17 protein-coding genes are annotated in these 16,123 nt (G+C 62.6%); 5 read left to right on the forward strand and 12 right to left on the reverse strand.

What is annotated here, in order from left to right; genetic code table 11:
- Positions 1-3 precede the first annotated feature (3 nt).
- From IC761_RS22525 to IC761_RS22580, 12 genes are all read right to left on the reverse strand, one after another.
- Positions 4-216: a hypothetical protein gene (locus IC761_RS22525; RefSeq protein ID WP_195798825.1), complete on the reverse strand. Its 213-nt coding sequence runs from the start codon at positions 214-216 to the stop codon at positions 4-6.
- Positions 213-1,166, reverse strand: a complete 954-nt coding sequence (locus IC761_RS22530; RefSeq protein ID WP_195798826.1) for a carbohydrate ABC transporter permease — start codon at positions 1,164-1,166, stop codon at positions 213-215. Before IC761_RS22530 ends, IC761_RS22525 begins: the two co-directional genes overlap by 4 nt.
- A complete protein-coding gene (locus tag IC761_RS22535; RefSeq protein ID WP_195798827.1) occupies positions 1,163-2,122 on the reverse strand; it encodes a carbohydrate ABC transporter permease in 960 nt (319 codons plus the stop codon). Before IC761_RS22535 ends, IC761_RS22530 begins: the two co-directional genes overlap by 4 nt.
- A gap of 102 nt (positions 2,123-2,224) precedes the next feature.
- Positions 2,225-3,565 carry an ABC transporter substrate-binding protein gene (locus IC761_RS22540; RefSeq protein ID WP_195798828.1) on the reverse strand — a complete coding sequence of 447 codons (1,341 nt, stop codon included), beginning with the start codon at positions 3,563-3,565 and terminating at the stop codon, positions 2,225-2,227.
- Positions 3,566-4,109: 544 nt separating this feature from the next.
- The gene (locus IC761_RS22545; RefSeq protein ID WP_195798829.1) at positions 4,110-5,135 is read right to left on the reverse strand and encodes an isopenicillin N synthase family dioxygenase; all 1,026 of its coding nucleotides are present in this window, start codon (positions 5,133-5,135) and stop codon (positions 4,110-4,112) included.
- A gap of 81 nt (positions 5,136-5,216) precedes the next feature.
- The gene (locus IC761_RS22550; RefSeq protein ID WP_195798830.1) at positions 5,217-6,227 is read right to left on the reverse strand and encodes an ABC transporter substrate-binding protein; all 1,011 of its coding nucleotides are present in this window, start codon (positions 6,225-6,227) and stop codon (positions 5,217-5,219) included.
- Entirely contained in the window at positions 6,224-6,757 is a 534-nt protein-coding gene (locus tag IC761_RS22555) for a flavin reductase (protein WP_195798831.1), read from the reverse strand. Before IC761_RS22555 ends, IC761_RS22550 begins: the two co-directional genes overlap by 4 nt.
- On the reverse strand, positions 6,757-8,028 hold the full coding sequence (locus IC761_RS22560; RefSeq protein WP_195798832.1) for a Zn-dependent hydrolase: 1,272 nt from the start codon (positions 8,026-8,028) through the stop codon (positions 6,757-6,759). The genes IC761_RS22555 and IC761_RS22560 overlap by 1 nt, the downstream gene beginning before the upstream one ends.
- A gap of 7 nt (positions 8,029-8,035) precedes the next feature.
- A complete protein-coding gene (locus IC761_RS22565) occupies positions 8,036-8,917 on the reverse strand; it encodes an alpha/beta fold hydrolase (RefSeq protein WP_195798833.1) in 882 nt (293 codons plus the stop codon).
- A gap of 11 nt (positions 8,918-8,928) precedes the next feature.
- Complete coding sequence (locus IC761_RS22570; RefSeq protein ID WP_195798834.1) at positions 8,929-10,074, reverse strand: pyridoxal phosphate-dependent aminotransferase; 1,146 nt, start codon at positions 10,072-10,074, stop codon at positions 8,929-8,931.
- 8 nt (positions 10,075-10,082) lie between these two features.
- Positions 10,083-10,862: an SDR family oxidoreductase gene (locus IC761_RS22575; protein WP_195798835.1), complete on the reverse strand. Its 780-nt coding sequence runs from the start codon at positions 10,860-10,862 to the stop codon at positions 10,083-10,085.
- A gap of 67 nt (positions 10,863-10,929) precedes the next feature.
- Positions 10,930-11,643, reverse strand: a complete 714-nt coding sequence (locus IC761_RS22580) for a GntR family transcriptional regulator (RefSeq protein ID WP_246791300.1) — start codon at positions 11,641-11,643, stop codon at positions 10,930-10,932.
- A 227-nt stretch (positions 11,644-11,870) separates the two neighbouring features.
- Here IC761_RS22580 and IC761_RS22585 point away from each other — a divergent pair, with 227 nt between their 5' ends.
- Genes IC761_RS22585 through IC761_RS22605 form a run of 5 tightly spaced genes read left to right on the forward strand, consistent with a single transcriptional unit; the run spans position 11,871 to position 16,123 of the window.
- Positions 11,871-12,734, forward strand: a complete 864-nt coding sequence (locus IC761_RS22585) for an ABC transporter ATP-binding protein (protein ID WP_195798837.1) — start codon at positions 11,871-11,873, stop codon at positions 12,732-12,734.
- Positions 12,731-13,516 (forward strand): class II aldolase/adducin family protein, encoded by a 786-nt coding sequence (locus tag IC761_RS22590; protein ID WP_195798838.1) that lies wholly within the window; start codon positions 12,731-12,733, stop codon positions 13,514-13,516. The genes IC761_RS22585 and IC761_RS22590 overlap by 4 nt, the downstream gene beginning before the upstream one ends.
- A gap of 23 nt (positions 13,517-13,539) precedes the next feature.
- Entirely contained in the window at positions 13,540-14,556 is a 1,017-nt protein-coding gene (locus tag IC761_RS22595) for an ABC transporter substrate-binding protein (protein WP_195798839.1), read from the forward strand.
- The gene (locus IC761_RS22600; RefSeq protein WP_195798840.1) at positions 14,553-15,368 is read left to right on the forward strand and encodes an ABC transporter permease; all 816 of its coding nucleotides are present in this window, start codon (positions 14,553-14,555) and stop codon (positions 15,366-15,368) included. The genes IC761_RS22595 and IC761_RS22600 overlap by 4 nt, the downstream gene beginning before the upstream one ends.
- Positions 15,365-16,123, forward strand: a complete 759-nt coding sequence (locus IC761_RS22605; protein WP_195798841.1) for an ABC transporter permease — start codon at positions 15,365-15,367, stop codon at positions 16,121-16,123. Before IC761_RS22600 ends, IC761_RS22605 begins: the two co-directional genes overlap by 4 nt.

The raw sequence follows: 16,123 nt of genomic DNA on the forward strand, positions 1-16,123 counted from the left end.
GCGTTACTCCCTGACCTTCGAGACGATCGTGAACATCACCGTCCCAAAGAGAGTGACCGCGAAAGACAAGGAATAGAGCGTGAGAAAGAACGGCTGCATCAGCATGACCACGCCTGCGGCGATGATCGCTGTCGCGACAGCCTCCAGCGGACCCCGTCGCAAAACTTGGCTCGCCAAGCTGCGGCGCTGCATGGGCGTGTTCGCGTCGAGGGTCATTTGCGGACAGCTCCAAAGGTGATGCCACGCAGAAGATGCTTGCGGAGCAGCACCGTGAACACGACGATCGGCACGAGAAAGATCGTTGTACCGGCGGCCACCGCCGGCCAATCCTGACCACCTTCACCGATGATGATCGGAATGAATGGGGGCGCGGTCTGCGCGTTGCCGGAGGTCAGAAGGACCGCAAAGGCGTATTCGTTCCACGCGAAGATCAGGCAGAAAATCGCCGTTGCCGCGATCCCCGTCGTGGCTTGGGGCAAAACCACCTTCACGAAGGCCTGAAAGCGCGTATAGCCGTCGATCATTGCCGCTTCTTCGTACTCGCGCGGGATTTCGTCGATGAAGCCTTTCAGAAGCCAGACGGCGAGCGAGACGTTGACCGAGGTGTAGAGCAGGATCATCCCGAGCCGGGTATCCGACAGCCCGACAGTGCGGTACATCAGGTAGATCGGGATCGCGACCGCGATTGGCGGCATCATTCTGGTCGACAGGATGAAGAACAGGAGGTCGTCCTTCAGAGGCACGCGGAACCGCGAAAAGCCATAGGCCGACAGCGTGCCGAGGGCGACCGCGAGCACCGTCGAACCAAAGGCGATGATCAGCGAGTTGATGAAGCGCGGTACATAGTTCGACGGTCCGGCGACAACCATGTTGCGGCTGCGTGCAATCTTGTCACACAGCCCCTGCGGCGGGCCCAGCGTCCGGATAAACTCCCGGGTCTGGCGCGAGCGTGTCGTAAAGACATTGCAATAGCCTTCGAGAGACGGCTTGAAAAAGACCTTCGGCGGATAGGAGATCGCATCGTCAGGTGACTTGAAGGACGTCAGTACGATCCATACCAGCGGAACCATCGTGATGATGGCATAGAGTATGACGAGCAGGCCGGCAAAGCGGCGCGTGCCGGTCGACGGTTCGACGACTGAATGAGCCGTGTTCGCGGCACTCATCGGCTTTTCACCCGGTTCAGCGCCTTGACGTAGATGTTGGCGAGGCCGAATACCGTCACGAACAAAATGATCGCGAAGGCCGAGGAATAGCCGGTCCGCCAACTCTCGAACGCCGCGCGCTTGAGGGTGATGGAAGCGACTTCGGTGGTCGAGCCCGGACCTCCTCCGGTCAGGAGGTTGACCATGTCGAACATCTTGAAGTTCTCGATACCTCGAAAGAGCACCGCGAGCATGATGAACGGCAGAGCCATCGGCAGCGTGATCGACCAGAACTGCCGCCAATTCGACGCGCGATCGACCTCCGCCGCCTCATAAATGTAATCCGGGATCGAGCGCAGCCCGGCCAGGCAGATCAGCATCACGTAAGGCGTCCACATCCAGGCATCGACGATGACGATGGCCCAGGGACTGAGGGTCACGTCTCCCAGCATCTGGAACGACGAAGCGTCGCGCCCCGTGAAGAAGGCGACCACGTAGTTGAACAACCCGATCTGCGGCTGATAGAGAAATGTCCAGAAATTGCCGACGACCGCCGGTGAAAGCATCATCGGCAGCAGGATGATCGTGGTCCACAGGCCGTGGCCACGAAATTTCTTGTCGATCAGGAAGGCAAGGCCGAATCCGAGTACAGTCTCGATCAGCACGGTCCAAACCACGAAGTGCGCGGTGACCTGCATCGCTGCCCAGATGTCCGGATCGGTCAGGATCGACTGATACCAATCGGTCCCCAGCCATATCGTCGGCGCGTTGGGCCGATTGGCGCGGTAGTTGGTGAACGATAGGTAGATCGTCCACACCAGCGGGAAGATGTTGATTGCGAGGAGCAGCACGATCGTCGGCGTTATGAATATCCAGGCAAGCGTCCGGTCGGAGAGGCCTCGGATACGACGTATCACGCCTGACCGAATCGGAACGGCCCGATAGGTAATCTGCGACGAGGTACTCAAATCGTTCATGGCGTTGATTGGTCCTGGCGTCGAGATCAGCGGCTATGCGACGCCTGCGGGGTCCACCGAAGAGGGTCTGGAGCGCGCCCAGGCGCGCTCCAGACGGTTGTCCTAGAACTTCTTGCCTTCTTCCTTGAAGATCGCCTTCCAGTCTTTCACCAGACCGTCGAGCGCTTCCTGCGCGGTGCCCTTGTCCGCCACGACGTAGTCGTGCACGCGCTTCTGTTCGGCTTGCAGGAGTTGTGCGTAGGAGGGCTCGGCCCAGAAGTCGACTACCATTCCCATCGACTTCAGAAATTCGCCGGCGAACGGCGCGCTGCTCGGGAAGCTCGGGTCATTCAACACGGACTTGGCACAGGAGTAGCCGCCCAGCGCCCACCACTTCTTCTGCACGTCCCCGCCGGAGAACCATTTGATGTATTGCAACGCCTCGCCCTGGTTCTTTGAGTAGGAAACGACCGAGATCCCCTGCCCGCCGAGTTGCGTCGCCTGCGTCGCGGGGCCGGCCGGGTTGCTGAAAAAGCCGATCTTGTCTCCACCGACGTTCGGATCCTTGTACAGGCCCGGGAAGAAGGCGAAGAAGTTCATCTGGAGCGCGACCTGGCCCGACTTGAACGCATCGAGACCTTCGGACATGTAGGAGTTGGATGCGCCGGGCGGCGTGCAGCACTTGTAGAGCTCCTTGTAGGCCTCGAGCCCCTTCACGGCGCTGGGCGAATTGACGAACCCGTCCATTGAATACGGCTTCTTCGGATCCTGATATTGGAAGCCGTAGTCATAGAGATAGTTCGAAACGCCCATGGTGATGCCTTCCGAGCCACGCTCGGTATAGATCGAAGCGCCATAGACCTTCTTGCCGTCGATCTCGCGGCCCTGGAAGAATTTTGCGATGTCATGCAGTTCATCGAGTGTCTTCGGCACGGCGAGATCGCGGCCGTATTTGGCCTTGAAATCCGCCTGGATCTCCGGCCGCGCAAACCAGTCCTTGCGATAGGTCCAGCCCACCGCATCACCCATGGCGGGGAGCGCCCAATAGTTCGGGCTGTTCTTCGGCCACTCCGAGTACCCGACCACCGTCGCCGGCATGTAGTCGTCCATGCTGATTCCTTCCTTCTTGAAGAAATCGTTGAGCTTGACGTACTGACCGTTCTCCGCGGCGCCGCCGATCCACTGAGAATCTCCGATGATGAGATCGCACAACGAGCCATGCGAATTGAGCTCATTCAGGAAGCGGTCGGCATAATTGGTCCACGGCACGAATTCGAACTTCATGCCGATACCGGTCTTGGCGGTGAAATCCTTCGACAGTTCGACCAGGGCGTTGGCGGGGTCCCACGCGGCCCAGCACAGCGTGATGGTCTTGGCTTGCGCGTGCGCCGACGTGACTCCGACGCCGAGCGCAGATGAGAGAACTCCGAACGTAGTAAGAAGCGCCTTTACAGTCTGTCTCATAACGCTTTCCCTCCCAGTGGGGCCGGCCATCGACATGGCGCGACTCTCCAACCCGCTCGAATGCTTCGAGCAGAGCGATACAGTCCTTCACGGGCTGAACGACCAAACGGACGTTTCCTCGTGCCCGCCGGAATTCTTAGGGATTCAGGCAAGCTCGATTTGTTTAGTGAACCATGAGATACTAAACATTGCAAGCGCGCTCTTCCGAGGAGGAGTTTAAGCGCCCAAATGGGCGCAAGCCGACGGCGCAAACAATTTGCAGGTTCTCATTTTTGAAACCTGAAAGCGGTGCGTAAAAACGGCGTTCTAAGATTCGCCTTGGTATTCGCGATCGCCGAATGGACCGGCCGGTGGCGGGCACACTCAGCCGCAGGTCGTCCGTTCGGAGTGGTGGGCACGGCCAAGATAAATCAGGTTCTCCGTCGAGCCAGTCTGCAGCGAAGGGCTTGTGTGCGCCGCCGCCGCGACCAGTCGTTGAAGGGCAACGTCAAATATCCGGCGCATCGAAATACCGGCCGGCAGCGTCCACCGACGAAGAGTGACTTCAGCCGGATCGCGCACTTGCCTCCGGTGCCTTTGTCATGTTCTGCGCCTTCATGTGCTTCGACAGGTAGAAATCACCGAACCTGACGGGGGGATATTTCTCGCCTTTGCCGTAGAACGATGTGACACACCGGATTTCCGCATCGACATTCGGATTGTGGAAGAAGGGAACGCTGAGTCGCCCGAGCTTCATTGCTTCAGGAGGCGGGTTGGCCACACGATGAAGATTGGAAACCCACTCGTCGTTGGTCCACCTCATCATGAGGTCGCCGACATTGCATACGAAGGCATCGCTGCGAGGATGGACATCGACCCAACCGCCGTGGCGCAGCTTGACCTGCAGGCCACCGGGGACGTCATCGCCTTTCAAGATCGTCAGCGTATCGTAGTCCGTGTGCTCGCCGGCGCGAAGCTGTCCGAGCGCAGGCATTTGCTCTTGGGGCGGATAGTAGATCGCGCGCATGGTGCTGGTCGCCTGGTTCACCTTCTCGTCGAAGAAGCCATCGTCGAGTTTGAGCGCGCGCGCGAATAGACGCAGGATGTGCACTGCAAGCCTGTCCATCTCACAGTAATAAGCCTCAAATGCGGCCCGGAACCCGGGACGTTGCTCCGGCCAGGAATTGGGAAAGAAGAACAGCTTCTCCTGCGGCGTTCCGACGATAGCGGACGGAGCAGGCTTGACAGGCCCCATGGCGAAGCTCTCCTGCAAGTCTGGCGGCGTTTCCTTACCCATCGAAAATGCCAACCCGCGACTGCCGACGTGGCTGTAGCCGCGACTGATCTTTTCGGGTGGCTGCGGTGTTTTCAGCTTCTCCTCCAGCGGCAACGCGAAATAGTCCTTTGCTTCGCGCTGGAGCACCGCGACGACGTCGTCGGGCACGCGATGACCAATCACCGAGAAGAAGCCGATCTCCTCGCAGGCGCGTCGAATCTCGGCGGCCACCCGGTCGCGTCCCGCTTCCCCCGGATCGAACGATGGGGCAAGATCGATTGCCGGAACTTCAGTCAACTCGCCTTTTTGAGACACGGACATTCTCCATTGCGGTGGTTGCAAGACTGGTGTCGTTGGATCGCGCTCGCTTCGTTGTCGGCTCTCAAGCAGGCCGGGTCAGGCCTGCCGCTCGGACAGAGGTATCGACTGGAGAGGGGCCAGGCTGAAGGCCTTGTCGAGTTCCACGGGCTTGCCGATGACTTTGGCTGCGAGGAAGAAATCGTGCGCCGACCGGATTGCCGTCATATCGAGCCACAGCAACCCTTGCTGAGGAGCCGATCCGGCAGTCAGCAGGCGCTTGTTCTCCCGAATCGAGAACTCCTGATGGGCTCGGTCCAGCGTCGGGGCTATTTTCAGGAGCGTATCGACAGCGCCGGCCGGATTCGCGAACACCTCTTTCCAACCCCTGATAGATGCTCTCAGCAGAGCGGCAGCCATGGCCGGATTGTCTCGCATGATCTTTTCTGACGTGATCAGAGTGTCGCGCGGGACGGTTATGCCCTGATCCTCGGCGACAAAGGTGCGAAGATTCTCGCGACCGAGTCGTTGCGCGATCGTGTAAAGCTCGTTGTAGACAGTCGCGGCGCAGACATCGACGTCGCCATTTGTAAAGGGAGTTACGCTCACCTGCTGCGGCTGGATGTTCACGTCCTCCGCAGCCAAACCGGCCTTCGCGAGCATGCCGGCCAGAACGTAGTTCGCCCCGGTAAACCACGCCACGACACGCTTGCCCTTCATGTCGCGCAGGGTCGCGACGGGACCATCCTTGCGAGCAACGAACACAAAGGGCGTGACCTGGTGCGCAAGACCGAAACACACAACGGGCATTCCCTTGTCGCGCGCCACGAAGACGCTGTCGGTACCACCCGACAAGCCGAATGTGTCGGCCTCTGTAGCCACCAGATTTTCCGTCAGGAGATTCGGTCCACCCGGAACGATCTCCAGATCGAGCCCCTCCTCCCGGTAGAAGCCTTTTTCCACGGCGACGTAGTAGCCTGCGAAAGACCCCTGAGGCAGCCACTTCATGCGAATGGTCGCCTTTGTCGCCGCTCGAACGATCGCAGGTGAAAATGACCACGCCGCAGCGCAAAGGCTGGATGCGATCATAGCGCGTCTGGTAACCGTCATCTTCGCTTCTCCATCAGGGGGACACAATGATTGGGGTCTTGCTGGCTTGCGCGCACGACGTGATATCTTCGATTGAAATAGATCAGGTTGTCGGCAAGATTCGATCGCTTCAGCGCGACGACGCTGCAGAACAGAACGTCATGCGTGCCTACGTTGGCGACCTCGGAGATCCGGCAGTCGAAGGCGGCGGTGCAGTCGGCGAGAACGGGCGCTCCGGTCTCGAGGGTGGACCACACCCCGGCTCCGAAACGCTGATCGGCCGGGACACCGCTTCCGAAGAGGCGCGACAGCGCTTCGTGATCGGCAGACAGGACATTTACACAGATCACGCCGTTGCCCAGCACGCTCGCGTGGGCAGAAGATGAGCGATTCAGGCACACGAGCAACGTGGGAGGATCGTCGGTCACACTACAGACCGCGGATGCAGTGAAGCCCGCGCGCCCTTCGGCGCCATCTGTCGTGACGATATTGACCGCCGCACCGAGACAGGCCATCGCGTCGCGGTAGTCCTGACAGCCGATCATCGTCATCAATTTCCTCGGGTCTTGCCAGCAAAGGGCGTTAGAGCGAACGCAAGCTCGCGCAGCACCTGTGCAAGCACGGACGCACCGGCAGCAACATGATCGGGCTCGGCCCATTCGTGCTCGACATGGCTCGCGCCGTCCCGGCAGGGAATGAATACCATCGCCGACGGGCAGACTTTGGCCAGATGACGCGCGTCGTGACCGGCAGCCGACAGGATGTCCGTGGCCGGAAATTCCTGCTCGCGTGCGGCCTGCGCAATCAGCTCGCGCAAGCGCGGATCGAACGCGTTCGAGGGCGCGTCGACCAGCGGCGTCACCGCAACTGAGCACGGCGGCGCGTGCTCGCCGCAGAGCGCTGTGATGCGCACGCCCGCCGCATCAAGTACGGAATTGTCCGGATGGCGCAGATCGATGCTGAAGATGATGCGCGATGGCACCACCGACGGCGCGTTGGGCTGGACGGAGAGCCGGCCAATCGTGAACTTGATGTCGGGATCGATGGAACCGATCTCTTCGTGAAGCGCTGTTGCGATCCGCGCAAAAGCCGCAAGCGCATCCCGCCTCTCTTGCTGCGCGAGCGTGCCTGCGTGTCCCTCGGCCCCCTCGACGACCACCTGAAAGGTCTTTTTGCCCTGGATGCCGGTGACGACGCCAATCGTGCGGACGGCTGCTTCCAGCAGCGGTCCCTGCTCGATGTGCAATTCGAGATAGGCGTCGACCGCGAAGCCGAGCGATCTGTGCGGCAGATCGGGAAACGCCGCGTGGAGGCGATCGAGCGCTTCGCCGACACTGATGCCGTCCGCGTCGCGCGCAACACGGATAGCCGCCATGTCGCGCTCACCTGCAAAGGCTTCGGAGCCCATCATGCCCGGCGCGAAGCGCGAGCCCTCCTCGTTCATCCAGGCGACGACGATCAGATCGCGTGCCGGCCGATCGCCTTGTTCTGCCAGCGAGACGGTTGCTTCGAGCGCCGCCATCACACCGGCCGCGCCATCGAATTTGCCGCCAGTCGGCTGGCTATCGAGATGGCTGCCGAGCAGCAGCGGCGGCGCAGCGCGGTCGCGACCGGCCAGCGTCAGGAACAGGTTTCCAGCGGCATCCGTCGACGGCGTCAAACCTGCGTCGAGTCCCCAGCCGATGACACGTCGCCAGGCGGCGATCTCGCCATCGCTCAACGCCTGCCGGTTGACCCCGCCTGCCGGCGTCGCGCCGATCTCGGCGAGCGCCATCAGACGATTCCAGAGCCGACCGGCATTGATCAGAGGCTGAGTTGCCATCGTCTCTCTATTTCGTGCGCATGATCTGACCCGGCAGCGCGCGCGGATCGCGCGGCAGCCAGTGTCCGGCTTCGACCTGAGCGATGAACTCGGCCAGCAGCGCGTTGAACGCCGCCGGTTCTTCCAAATTGAGGGTATGGCCGGTCTTGGGAAAGACCGACAGCCCGCAGGCCGGAATCGTCTTCTTCAGGAAGATGCCGGGCTGGAGGCAGTGATCGTCCTCGTCGCCGACGACAACCAGCGTCGGCACCATCATCGTCTTCAGCCCGTCCTCGAGATCATAGAACGATGGCCGCCGTGCCTGGACGCCGCGCATGGTGTTGGCGGCGCCGCGATCTGAATGAGTCGCGAGGCGATCGGCAAACTCCCGCCAGCCGCGCGGATCCTTGTTCTGGAACTGCACGCGGCTCGCGCCGAGGGCATAGACCTTGGAGAATTCCTTGGCGCCCTGCTTCTCGAAATTGTCGGCAACTTCGAGGGAGACGCCGCGAAAATACTCCTCGAACTCCTTCTCGCAACCATAGCCGGCGCCGGCCACGGTGAGCGACAGCGCGCGCTCGGGCGTGCGCAGCCCGAAATGCACCGTGCAGAAGCCGCCCATCGAGAGACCGACAATGTGCGCCTTCTCGATCTCGAGTGCATCGAGTACGGCGACGGCGTCGTCCGCGGCGATCGCCTGCGAATAGGCCTCCACGCCGTCAGGCACGTCCGACGGCGGGTAACCGCGCGCGGCGTAGCTGATACAGCGATGGCGGCGGCTGAAATATCGGAGCTGCGGTTCCCAGCTGGCATGATTGCCGCCGAATTCGTGGATGAAGAGAATCGGCGTGCCCTCGCCCACCTCTTCCACATGGAGCTTCATGCCGTCCTTTGTCGTGATCATGGTCATCGGCATCGTCCCTAGAATTGCGGCGGCAGGTCGTTCAGCGTACGCGCCTGCGCGACCATATCCGGCAAGAGCGTGCAGAGCTTTTCGACCCATGCTTGCGGCACCGAGGTGCTGATCTTCACGAAACGGTCGCCGAAGCGCTGGGTGTGATAGGTGCCCTGACGGATCATGATGCCCTGGCGGCGATAGCATTCGACCAGCGCCTCCGGGCGGATGCCGGCGGCGACTGTTTCCAGCACCAGGAAGTTTCCGTGCGACGGCATGATCGGCAGCGCCAATCCCTCGATCGCGGCGGCAGCCTCCTGGATCATCGCCTTGTTGGACCGGTCGACGCTGCGAACCTTCTTCATCCATTCGGCCTTGACCGACAGCCCCGCCTGCGCCGCGCGCTGGGCGATGACGCTCGCGCCGAGCACGCTCGTGGAGGTCTGCGCCAGCTCCTCGAACAGATCGGGCGCGGCGACGAGCGCACCGATGCGCAAACCGGCGAGCCCGAGCCATTTGGAAAAGCTGGTCGAGACGACCGTGCCTTTCGGGGCAACATGCAGCGCGGGCGTGTGCCCATCGGCGAAATCGCGATAGGTGCAGTCGTGCACCAGCAGCGCGCCGCAATCGCGCGCGATTGCCGCAAAGCTCTCGATCTCCTCACGGGTATAGCGGATGCCAAGCGGATTGTTGGGATCGACGAGGTAGACGATCGCGGTGCGCTCGTCGACATGGGCCTTCAATGCCTCGGGCGTCAGGCGATAGTTGCAGGCGGGATCGTAGATCGGAATCTCGATCACCTCGGCGCCCTGCTGGCGCGCGAACAGGCACGGCCATTTCCAGGTCGGATCGGTCGTCACCAGCGTCGTGCCCGGCTTGCAGCGTGCGCGGCAGATCATGGCCAGCGCGTTGACGCCGCCCTCGGTCACCAGCGCCTCTGCGCCGGGCGTGCCGAGGTCGGCGACGATCGCCTCGCGCAGCGCCTCGAAGCCGAGCGGCGGAGCATAGGCATTGAACTCGCCGGCCTCGATCGAGCGCAACATCGCCTCGCGCACGGCCGGATGGCTCTCGATATGGTTGGTGTTCTGACCGAGCCAATAGAGCCCCGGCGTCGCCGAGAGCTCGTCGAAATAGCGGTTGCGGACCAGTGCCGCGGCTTGAGGCTTCGACATCGACCGCCTCAGATCACCGAGCCGCGCGCAGCGATGCCGCCATCGATCGTGACCACGGTGCCAGTGATGTAGCCGGACCGGGGCGAGGACAGGAACGCGACGAGATCGGCGACCTCTTCGGATGTCGCCGGACGCTTGCCCGGATATTTGTCGAACAACTCCTCCCAGCGGCTCTCGTCGCCGAGCATGTCGATCGCCTTGCGCTTCATGATCTTGAGCATGCGGTCGGTCGCAACCGGACCCGGATTGACCGCGACGACGCGGACGCCGTGATCGAGGCTGCGGCCGCCGAGCGCCTTGGTGAAGGACATCAGCGCGGCGTTGCCGGTCGAGCCCGCGATATAGCTCGCGTCCCAGTTCTCGCCGGAATTGCCGATGATGTTGATGATGACGCCGTCCTTGCCCTTCATCCGCGGATAATAGAGACGCGACAGCGTGATGTAGCCGAACACCTTGAGATCGAAGCCGCGCCGCCAGGCGGCGTCGTCGAGGATTTCCAGCGAGCCGGCCGGGATGTCGCCGGCATTGTTGATGAGGATGTCGATGTCGCCGACCTCTGCCGCGAGCTTCTCCATCGCGGCCGTGCTCGACAGGTCGAGCGCGTGGATCGTGATCTTCACGCCATGGCTGGCTTCGAGCTGCTTCTTGGCCTCGAGCATCGCCTCGCCGTTGCGGGCGGCGAGATGCAGGTGACACCCCTCCGCGGCGAGGAGCTCGGCCACCGCAAGTCCAATTCCTTTCGACGCGCCGGTGATCAGGGCGGTCTTGTTCGTCAGCTTCAGGTCCACTCCGGGTCTCCAGGATGCAAGCTAGATATACAAGGTCTAGCAATTTGCATACCAAGAGCCGGACGGTTCATTCGAAGGCGGCCAGGAAGTCCAGGAGGTTGTCGCCGAGCAGATTGACGTGGTCGCGCATGGCACTGTGGGCCCGCTCGGGATCATGGGCCAGGATCGCCTGCATGATCGCCTCGTGCTCGCGAATGGTGTCCGCGATCCGGTTCGGCATGCGCGTCACCCGGCGGCGATAGGCCGCCACCTGGTTGCGCAGCTTGCGAGTCTGATCGGCCAGGAAGGCGTTGCGCGAGGCCTCGTAGATGGCCTCGTGGAATTCCTGGTTGATGTCATAGAAGACGTCTATATCGCCGGTTGCGCCGGCGGTTACAAGGCGCTGATGAATCTTACCTATTTCATCGCCCCAGGCCTGTGAAACGCGCCGGGCGGCAAGCCTGGCGCAGAGCCCTTCGAGCTCGGCCATGACTTGAAACATCTCGATCAAGGCCTGGGCTTTGATGCTGCGAACCGTTGCCCCCAGCCGCCCGCGCAGCTCGACCAGATTGTTGGCGGCCATCAGACGGAACGCCTCCCGCACCGGCGTGCGCGAGACACCGAAGCGCTGGGCGATCTCCTGCTCGTCGAGCCGGCTGCCCGGTTCGAGATGACCGGCCGCGATCGCGCCTTCGAGCTTCTGGCGCAGGCTCTCGGCGAGCGTCATGCCAGGGCTTGCCGTCAGGGATTCGTGCCCGCTTTTCGCGCGCCTGCCTCCAACATGTGCTCCAATATCAGCCATCATGTTTCTCCGATACAAGAATAAGTATACAACTCGGCACCCATCCACCAACAAAGCAGCCAAATCCCAGCCGCGCCTCTGCACGATTCGGGCATATTCGTCGCAGCTCTCGCAAGTCTTATGCCTGATTTGCCCAGAAAACGCACTGGCACACGAGTTGCTAAGAGATTTCGACGTGGTCCGCTCTCGTATGCGAATGGCGGCCGCCATTATACAAGGACATGCTGGTGCAGGCCGCTCGCCTCCCCGATCTCGAACCGACCATCGAAGCTGCGCAGGTTGATCCGAAGCCTGAGCCGCTGCTCGAGCTGCGCGCGATCAACAAGACTTTTGGGGCGGTCGCGGCGCTGTCCGGACTTCAGGCGAGCGTCGCCCCCGGCGAGTTCGTCACCGTCGTCGGACCCAGCGGCTGCGGCAAGAGCACCCTCTTCAACATCGTCGCTGGCCTCGAGGAGCCCGACGCCGGCGGCATCCTGCGCTTCGAGGGCAAGAGCTGCCATGCCGCCGACCTGCTCGGTCGCGTCTCCTTCATGCCGCAGCGTGACCTGCTGTTTCCCTGGCGCAACGTCGTGGACAACGCCATCCTCGCGCTCGAGGTCGAGGGCATACCGCGCGACCAGGCGCGCGCCAAGGCGCTGAAGATGTTGCCCGAGTTCGGCCTCGCCGGCTTCGAGAAGCAATATCCCAATCAATTGTCGGGCGGCATGCGCCAGCGCGTCGCGCTGATGCGCACCTTCCTGTTCGAACGCGGCCTGATGCTGCTGGACGAGCCGTTCGGGGCGCTCGATGCGCTGACGCGCGCGATGATGCAGCGCTGGCTGCTCGACGTCTGGCAAAAATACCGCCGCACCATTCTCTTCATCACCCACGACGTCGACGAGGCGATCTTCCTCGGCGATCGCGTGCTGGTGATGACCGCACGTCCCGGCTCGGTGAAGCTCGAACAAATCGTCGACCTCCCCCGCCCGCGCCGCCCCGAGATCGTCACCTCCCCCGAATTCGTGCGCCTCAAGCGTACGCTGCTCGATGCGATCGAGGAGGAAAGCATGAAATCGTTCCAATCCGCCATCGCGCAGGAGAAGCAGCAATGAACGCGATGTCAGCGAGAGAACCCACGCCGCGCAACATCGCGCCAGCGGAATGGGATGCCCGGATCAAGCTCGCGGCCTGTTATCGCATGGTCGCCAGGCTCGGCATGGACGACCTGATCTACAATCACATCTCCCTGCGCGTGCCCGGGCACGACGATCAGTTCCTGATCAATCCCTACGGGCTGCTGTTCGACGAGATCACGGCCTCGAGCCTGGTGAAGATCGACACCGAGGGCAACAAGCTCGACGACACGCCGCAGGCCGTCAACGTCGCAGCCTTCGTCATCCATGCCGCGATCCATACCTCGAACCACGACGCGGCCTGCGTGCTGCACACCCATTCCGACGCGAGCGTTGCGGTGTCCGGCCAGGAGAAGGGCCTGTTGCCGCTCAGCCAGTTCGCGATGCGCTTCTACGACCGCCAGGCCTTCCACGACTACGAAGGCGTCGCCATTGACCTCGACGAGCAGGTCCGCCTCGTGCGAGATCTCGGGCCGCACAAGGTCATGCTGATGCGCAATCACGGCATCCTCACCGTCGGCCGGACGCCGGGCGAGGCCTTCATGCTGCTCTATTATTTCGAGCGCGCCGCGCGGATCCAGCTCCAGATGCAGGCAGCCGCCGTAGCCGGCGCAAAGCTGGTGATGCCGCCACATGAGGTCTGCGAGAAAGCCGCGCGCCAGTTCTGGGAATTGCAGGGCGACATCCTGGTGCCCGGCGAACGCGAATGGCCGGCACTGATGCGCCAGCTCGATCGCACCGATTCATCCTATCGCAGTTGATTTTCACCGTCTGGAGCATGACCATGTTGAGCCGCCGCCACGCCGTCTCCGTCCTCTCCGCGCTCGCATTGGCGACCGGCTCGCTCGTCGCGGCCGCGCCCGCAGCTGAGTTGCAGAAGGCGAGCCTGCGCCTGAAATGGCTGCCTCAGGCGCAGTTCGCCGGCTTCTACGTCGCGGCGGCCAAGGGCTACTACAAGGCCGAGGGCATCGACCTCACCATCAATCCCGGCGGGCCCAATCTGCTCACCGAAAACCTGGTCGCGACCGGCGCCGACACGTTCGGCCTGTCCGGCGGCACCGACAGCGTGTTCGCCGCCCGCGACAAGGGATTGCCGATCGTCTGCATCGGCATATCGCACCAGATTACGCCGTTCATCTTCGTCACCCGCAAGGACGGACCGGTGAAGACGATCCAGGATTTCAAGGGCAAGACCGTCACGACCTGGTTCACCGGCGCCAACCATGTGCTGAACGGCATGCTGGCCAAGGAAGGCATCAAGCCGGATGACCTCAAGATCCAGCCGCAGCAGGTCTCGGTGACGCCCTTCGTCGACGGCAGCGTCGACGTGATCACGGCGACCTATTACAACGAGTTCTACACCATCCAGTCGCGCATGCCGAAGGACAGTCTGAAGACCTTCGTCGCCGAGGATTATGGCATCACTTTCCCGCGCGACACGCTGATCGCAGCCGAGGCCACCGCCAAGGAGAAACCCGAACTCGTCAAGGCTTTCCTGCGCGCCTCGCTGAAGGGCTGGAAGGACGCCTTCTCGGATCCCAAGGGCGCCGTCGACACTGTGATGGCTGTCGCTCCCACGCTTGACCGTGCGCAACAGGAGTTCATGCTGACCGAGGTGAAGCGACTGATGACGGCCGGAGCTGCGGCAAAGAACGGCATGTTCTGGATCGATGCCGATGCGGTCAAGACCGCTCACGACTTCTTCCTGAAGTATGGCGTGATCTCCAAGCCGCTCGATCTCGCTGCCGCCTATGACGCAAGCTTCATCCAGAGCGTTCCGCTGGCGGACCGGATGCCGTGAGCAGCCCATCGGCGACATCGCTTGGTGAAGCCGGCGCGGCAGCGCCGTCGATGGCGATACCGGCTTCGCTGCGCAAGGTGATCCGGCTCCTGCTGGGTCTCGCCATCGCGGCGGCGATCTGGGAAGGCGCGGTACTGCTGTTCGGCATCCGGCCCTATTATTTGCCGCGCCTCAGCACGATCCTGCTGGCGATGGCGGCCACGCCTCGCGCTTATGTCGACGGCTTCCTGCGCACGCTCGCCGAGACGCTGATCGGCTTCGCCGCCGGTGGCGCGTTCGGCGTGCTCGTGGGCGTCGTGTTTTTCCGCGTCCGCGCGCTGCGCGAGATGATTTTTCCGATCTTCGTGGTGTCGCAGACCATTCCGGTCATCGCCTTCGGCGCGCTGGTCGTGCTGTGGTTCGGCAACACCCTGCTCGCCAAGGCGATCATCGCGTTCTACCTGACCTTCTTTCCGGTGACGGTGAACACGCTGCTGGGCCTCGAGACCGTCGATCCCAGGCAGGTCGACCTGATGCGCAGCTTTGGCGCCTCCAACCACCAGCTCCTGCTTCGCTTGCAGCTTCCCACCGCTCTGCCGCAGATCTTCGTGGCGCTGCGGCTTGCCGCATCGCTGAGCCTGGTCGGCGCCATCGTGGGCGAATGGTTCGGCGACACCACCGGGCTCGGCGTGCTGCTGCTCCAGGCGATGTTCACCGAGAATGTCGTGGCGATCTGGGCCGCCCTGCTCGCTGCGGCCCTGCTCGGCACCGGCTTCTATGCCGTTGTCGCGGCGGTCGAGCGTCACCTCGTGTTCTGGAGCGCCGAGCAATGAGCCGCGCGGTCGCTTCATCGTCGCTCGCCGTCCAGCGCGGCATTTTGGGCGCCGTCCTCCTGATTGCATGCTGGGAAGGTGCGGCGCGCGGGCTGCATCTGCCGGCCTACGTTCTCCCCGCTGTCAGCGACATCGTCGCCGGCCTCTGGGCCAAGCGCGCAACGCTGATTGACGCCGCTGGCTACACGCTGCTCGAAGCGCTGGTCGGCTATGGCCTCGGCTGCCTGATCGGGATTGGCCTTGCCGTCGCCATTGCCTTGGTGCCAGCGTTGCGCAGCGCGATCCTGCCGCTCGCAACCGCGATCAATTCGGTGCCGGTGGTCGGCTATTCGCCGCTGATCCTGCTCTGGTTCGGCATCGGCGTCAGCTCGAAGATCGTGATGGTGGCGATGGCGGTGAGTTTCACCATCCTGTTGTCGATGCTGGCCGGGCTCGACCGCGTCGACCGTCGCGCCGTCGATCTCATGAAGAGTTTTGGCGCAAGCCGTTTCGGCGTGCTGTGGCGCCTGCGGCTGCCGACCGCATTGCCGCTGCTGCTGGCCGGCATGCGCGTCTCCACCGTGCGCAGCGTGATCGTGGCGATCGTCACCGAGATGCTTGGCGCCCATGGCGGGCTCGGCTGGGTGATCTACCAGGCCGTGCTCCAGATCGACTTCGTCCAGGTCTGGTCGGCGATCTTCGTGGCGTCTGCCGCGAGCCTCGCCTTCTTCGGACTGATCGGCTTTCTCGAGCGAAAAATCCTGTTCTGGACATGA

It is taken from the genome of Bradyrhizobium commune (assembly GCF_015624505.1).
Classification (GTDB): domain Bacteria; phylum Pseudomonadota; class Alphaproteobacteria; order Rhizobiales; family Xanthobacteraceae; genus Bradyrhizobium; species Bradyrhizobium commune.

What these genes read in the sequence shown, in the direction of transcription:
- IC761_RS22525 (WP_195798825.1), bottom strand. Translation starts at nt 216, where the DNA reads ATGACCCTCGACGCGAACACGCCCATGCAGCGCCGCAGCTTGGCGAGC.
- IC761_RS22530 (WP_195798826.1), bottom strand. Translation starts at nt 1,166, where the DNA reads ATGAGTGCCGCGAACACGGCTCATTCAGTCGTCGAACCGTCGACCGGC.
- IC761_RS22535 (WP_195798827.1), bottom strand. Translation starts at nt 2,122, where the DNA reads ATGAACGATTTGAGTACCTCGTCGCAGATTACCTATCGGGCCGTTCCG.
- IC761_RS22540 (WP_195798828.1), bottom strand. Translation starts at nt 3,565, where the DNA reads ATGAGACAGACTGTAAAGGCGCTTCTTACTACGTTCGGAGTTCTCTCA.
- IC761_RS22550 (WP_195798830.1), bottom strand. Translation starts at nt 6,227, where the DNA reads ATGACGGTTACCAGACGCGCTATGATCGCATCCAGCCTTTGCGCTGCG.
- IC761_RS22555 (WP_195798831.1), bottom strand. Translation starts at nt 6,757, where the DNA reads ATGACGATGATCGGCTGTCAGGACTACCGCGACGCGATGGCCTGTCTC.
- IC761_RS22560 (WP_195798832.1), bottom strand. Translation starts at nt 8,028, where the DNA reads ATGGCAACTCAGCCTCTGATCAATGCCGGTCGGCTCTGGAATCGTCTG.
- IC761_RS22565 (WP_195798833.1), bottom strand. Translation starts at nt 8,917, where the DNA reads ATGACCATGATCACGACAAAGGACGGCATGAAGCTCCATGTGGAAGAG.
- IC761_RS22570 (WP_195798834.1), bottom strand. Translation starts at nt 10,074, where the DNA reads ATGTCGAAGCCTCAAGCCGCGGCACTGGTCCGCAACCGCTATTTCGAC.
- IC761_RS22580 (WP_246791300.1), bottom strand. Translation starts at nt 11,643, where the DNA reads ATGGCTGATATTGGAGCACATGTTGGAGGCAGGCGCGCGAAAAGCGGG.
- IC761_RS22590 (WP_195798838.1), top strand. Translation starts at nt 12,731, where the DNA reads ATGAACGCGATGTCAGCGAGAGAACCCACGCCGCGCAACATCGCGCCA.
- IC761_RS22595 (WP_195798839.1), top strand. Translation starts at nt 13,540, where the DNA reads ATGTTGAGCCGCCGCCACGCCGTCTCCGTCCTCTCCGCGCTCGCATTG.
- IC761_RS22605 (WP_195798841.1), top strand. Translation starts at nt 15,365, where the DNA reads ATGAGCCGCGCGGTCGCTTCATCGTCGCTCGCCGTCCAGCGCGGCATT.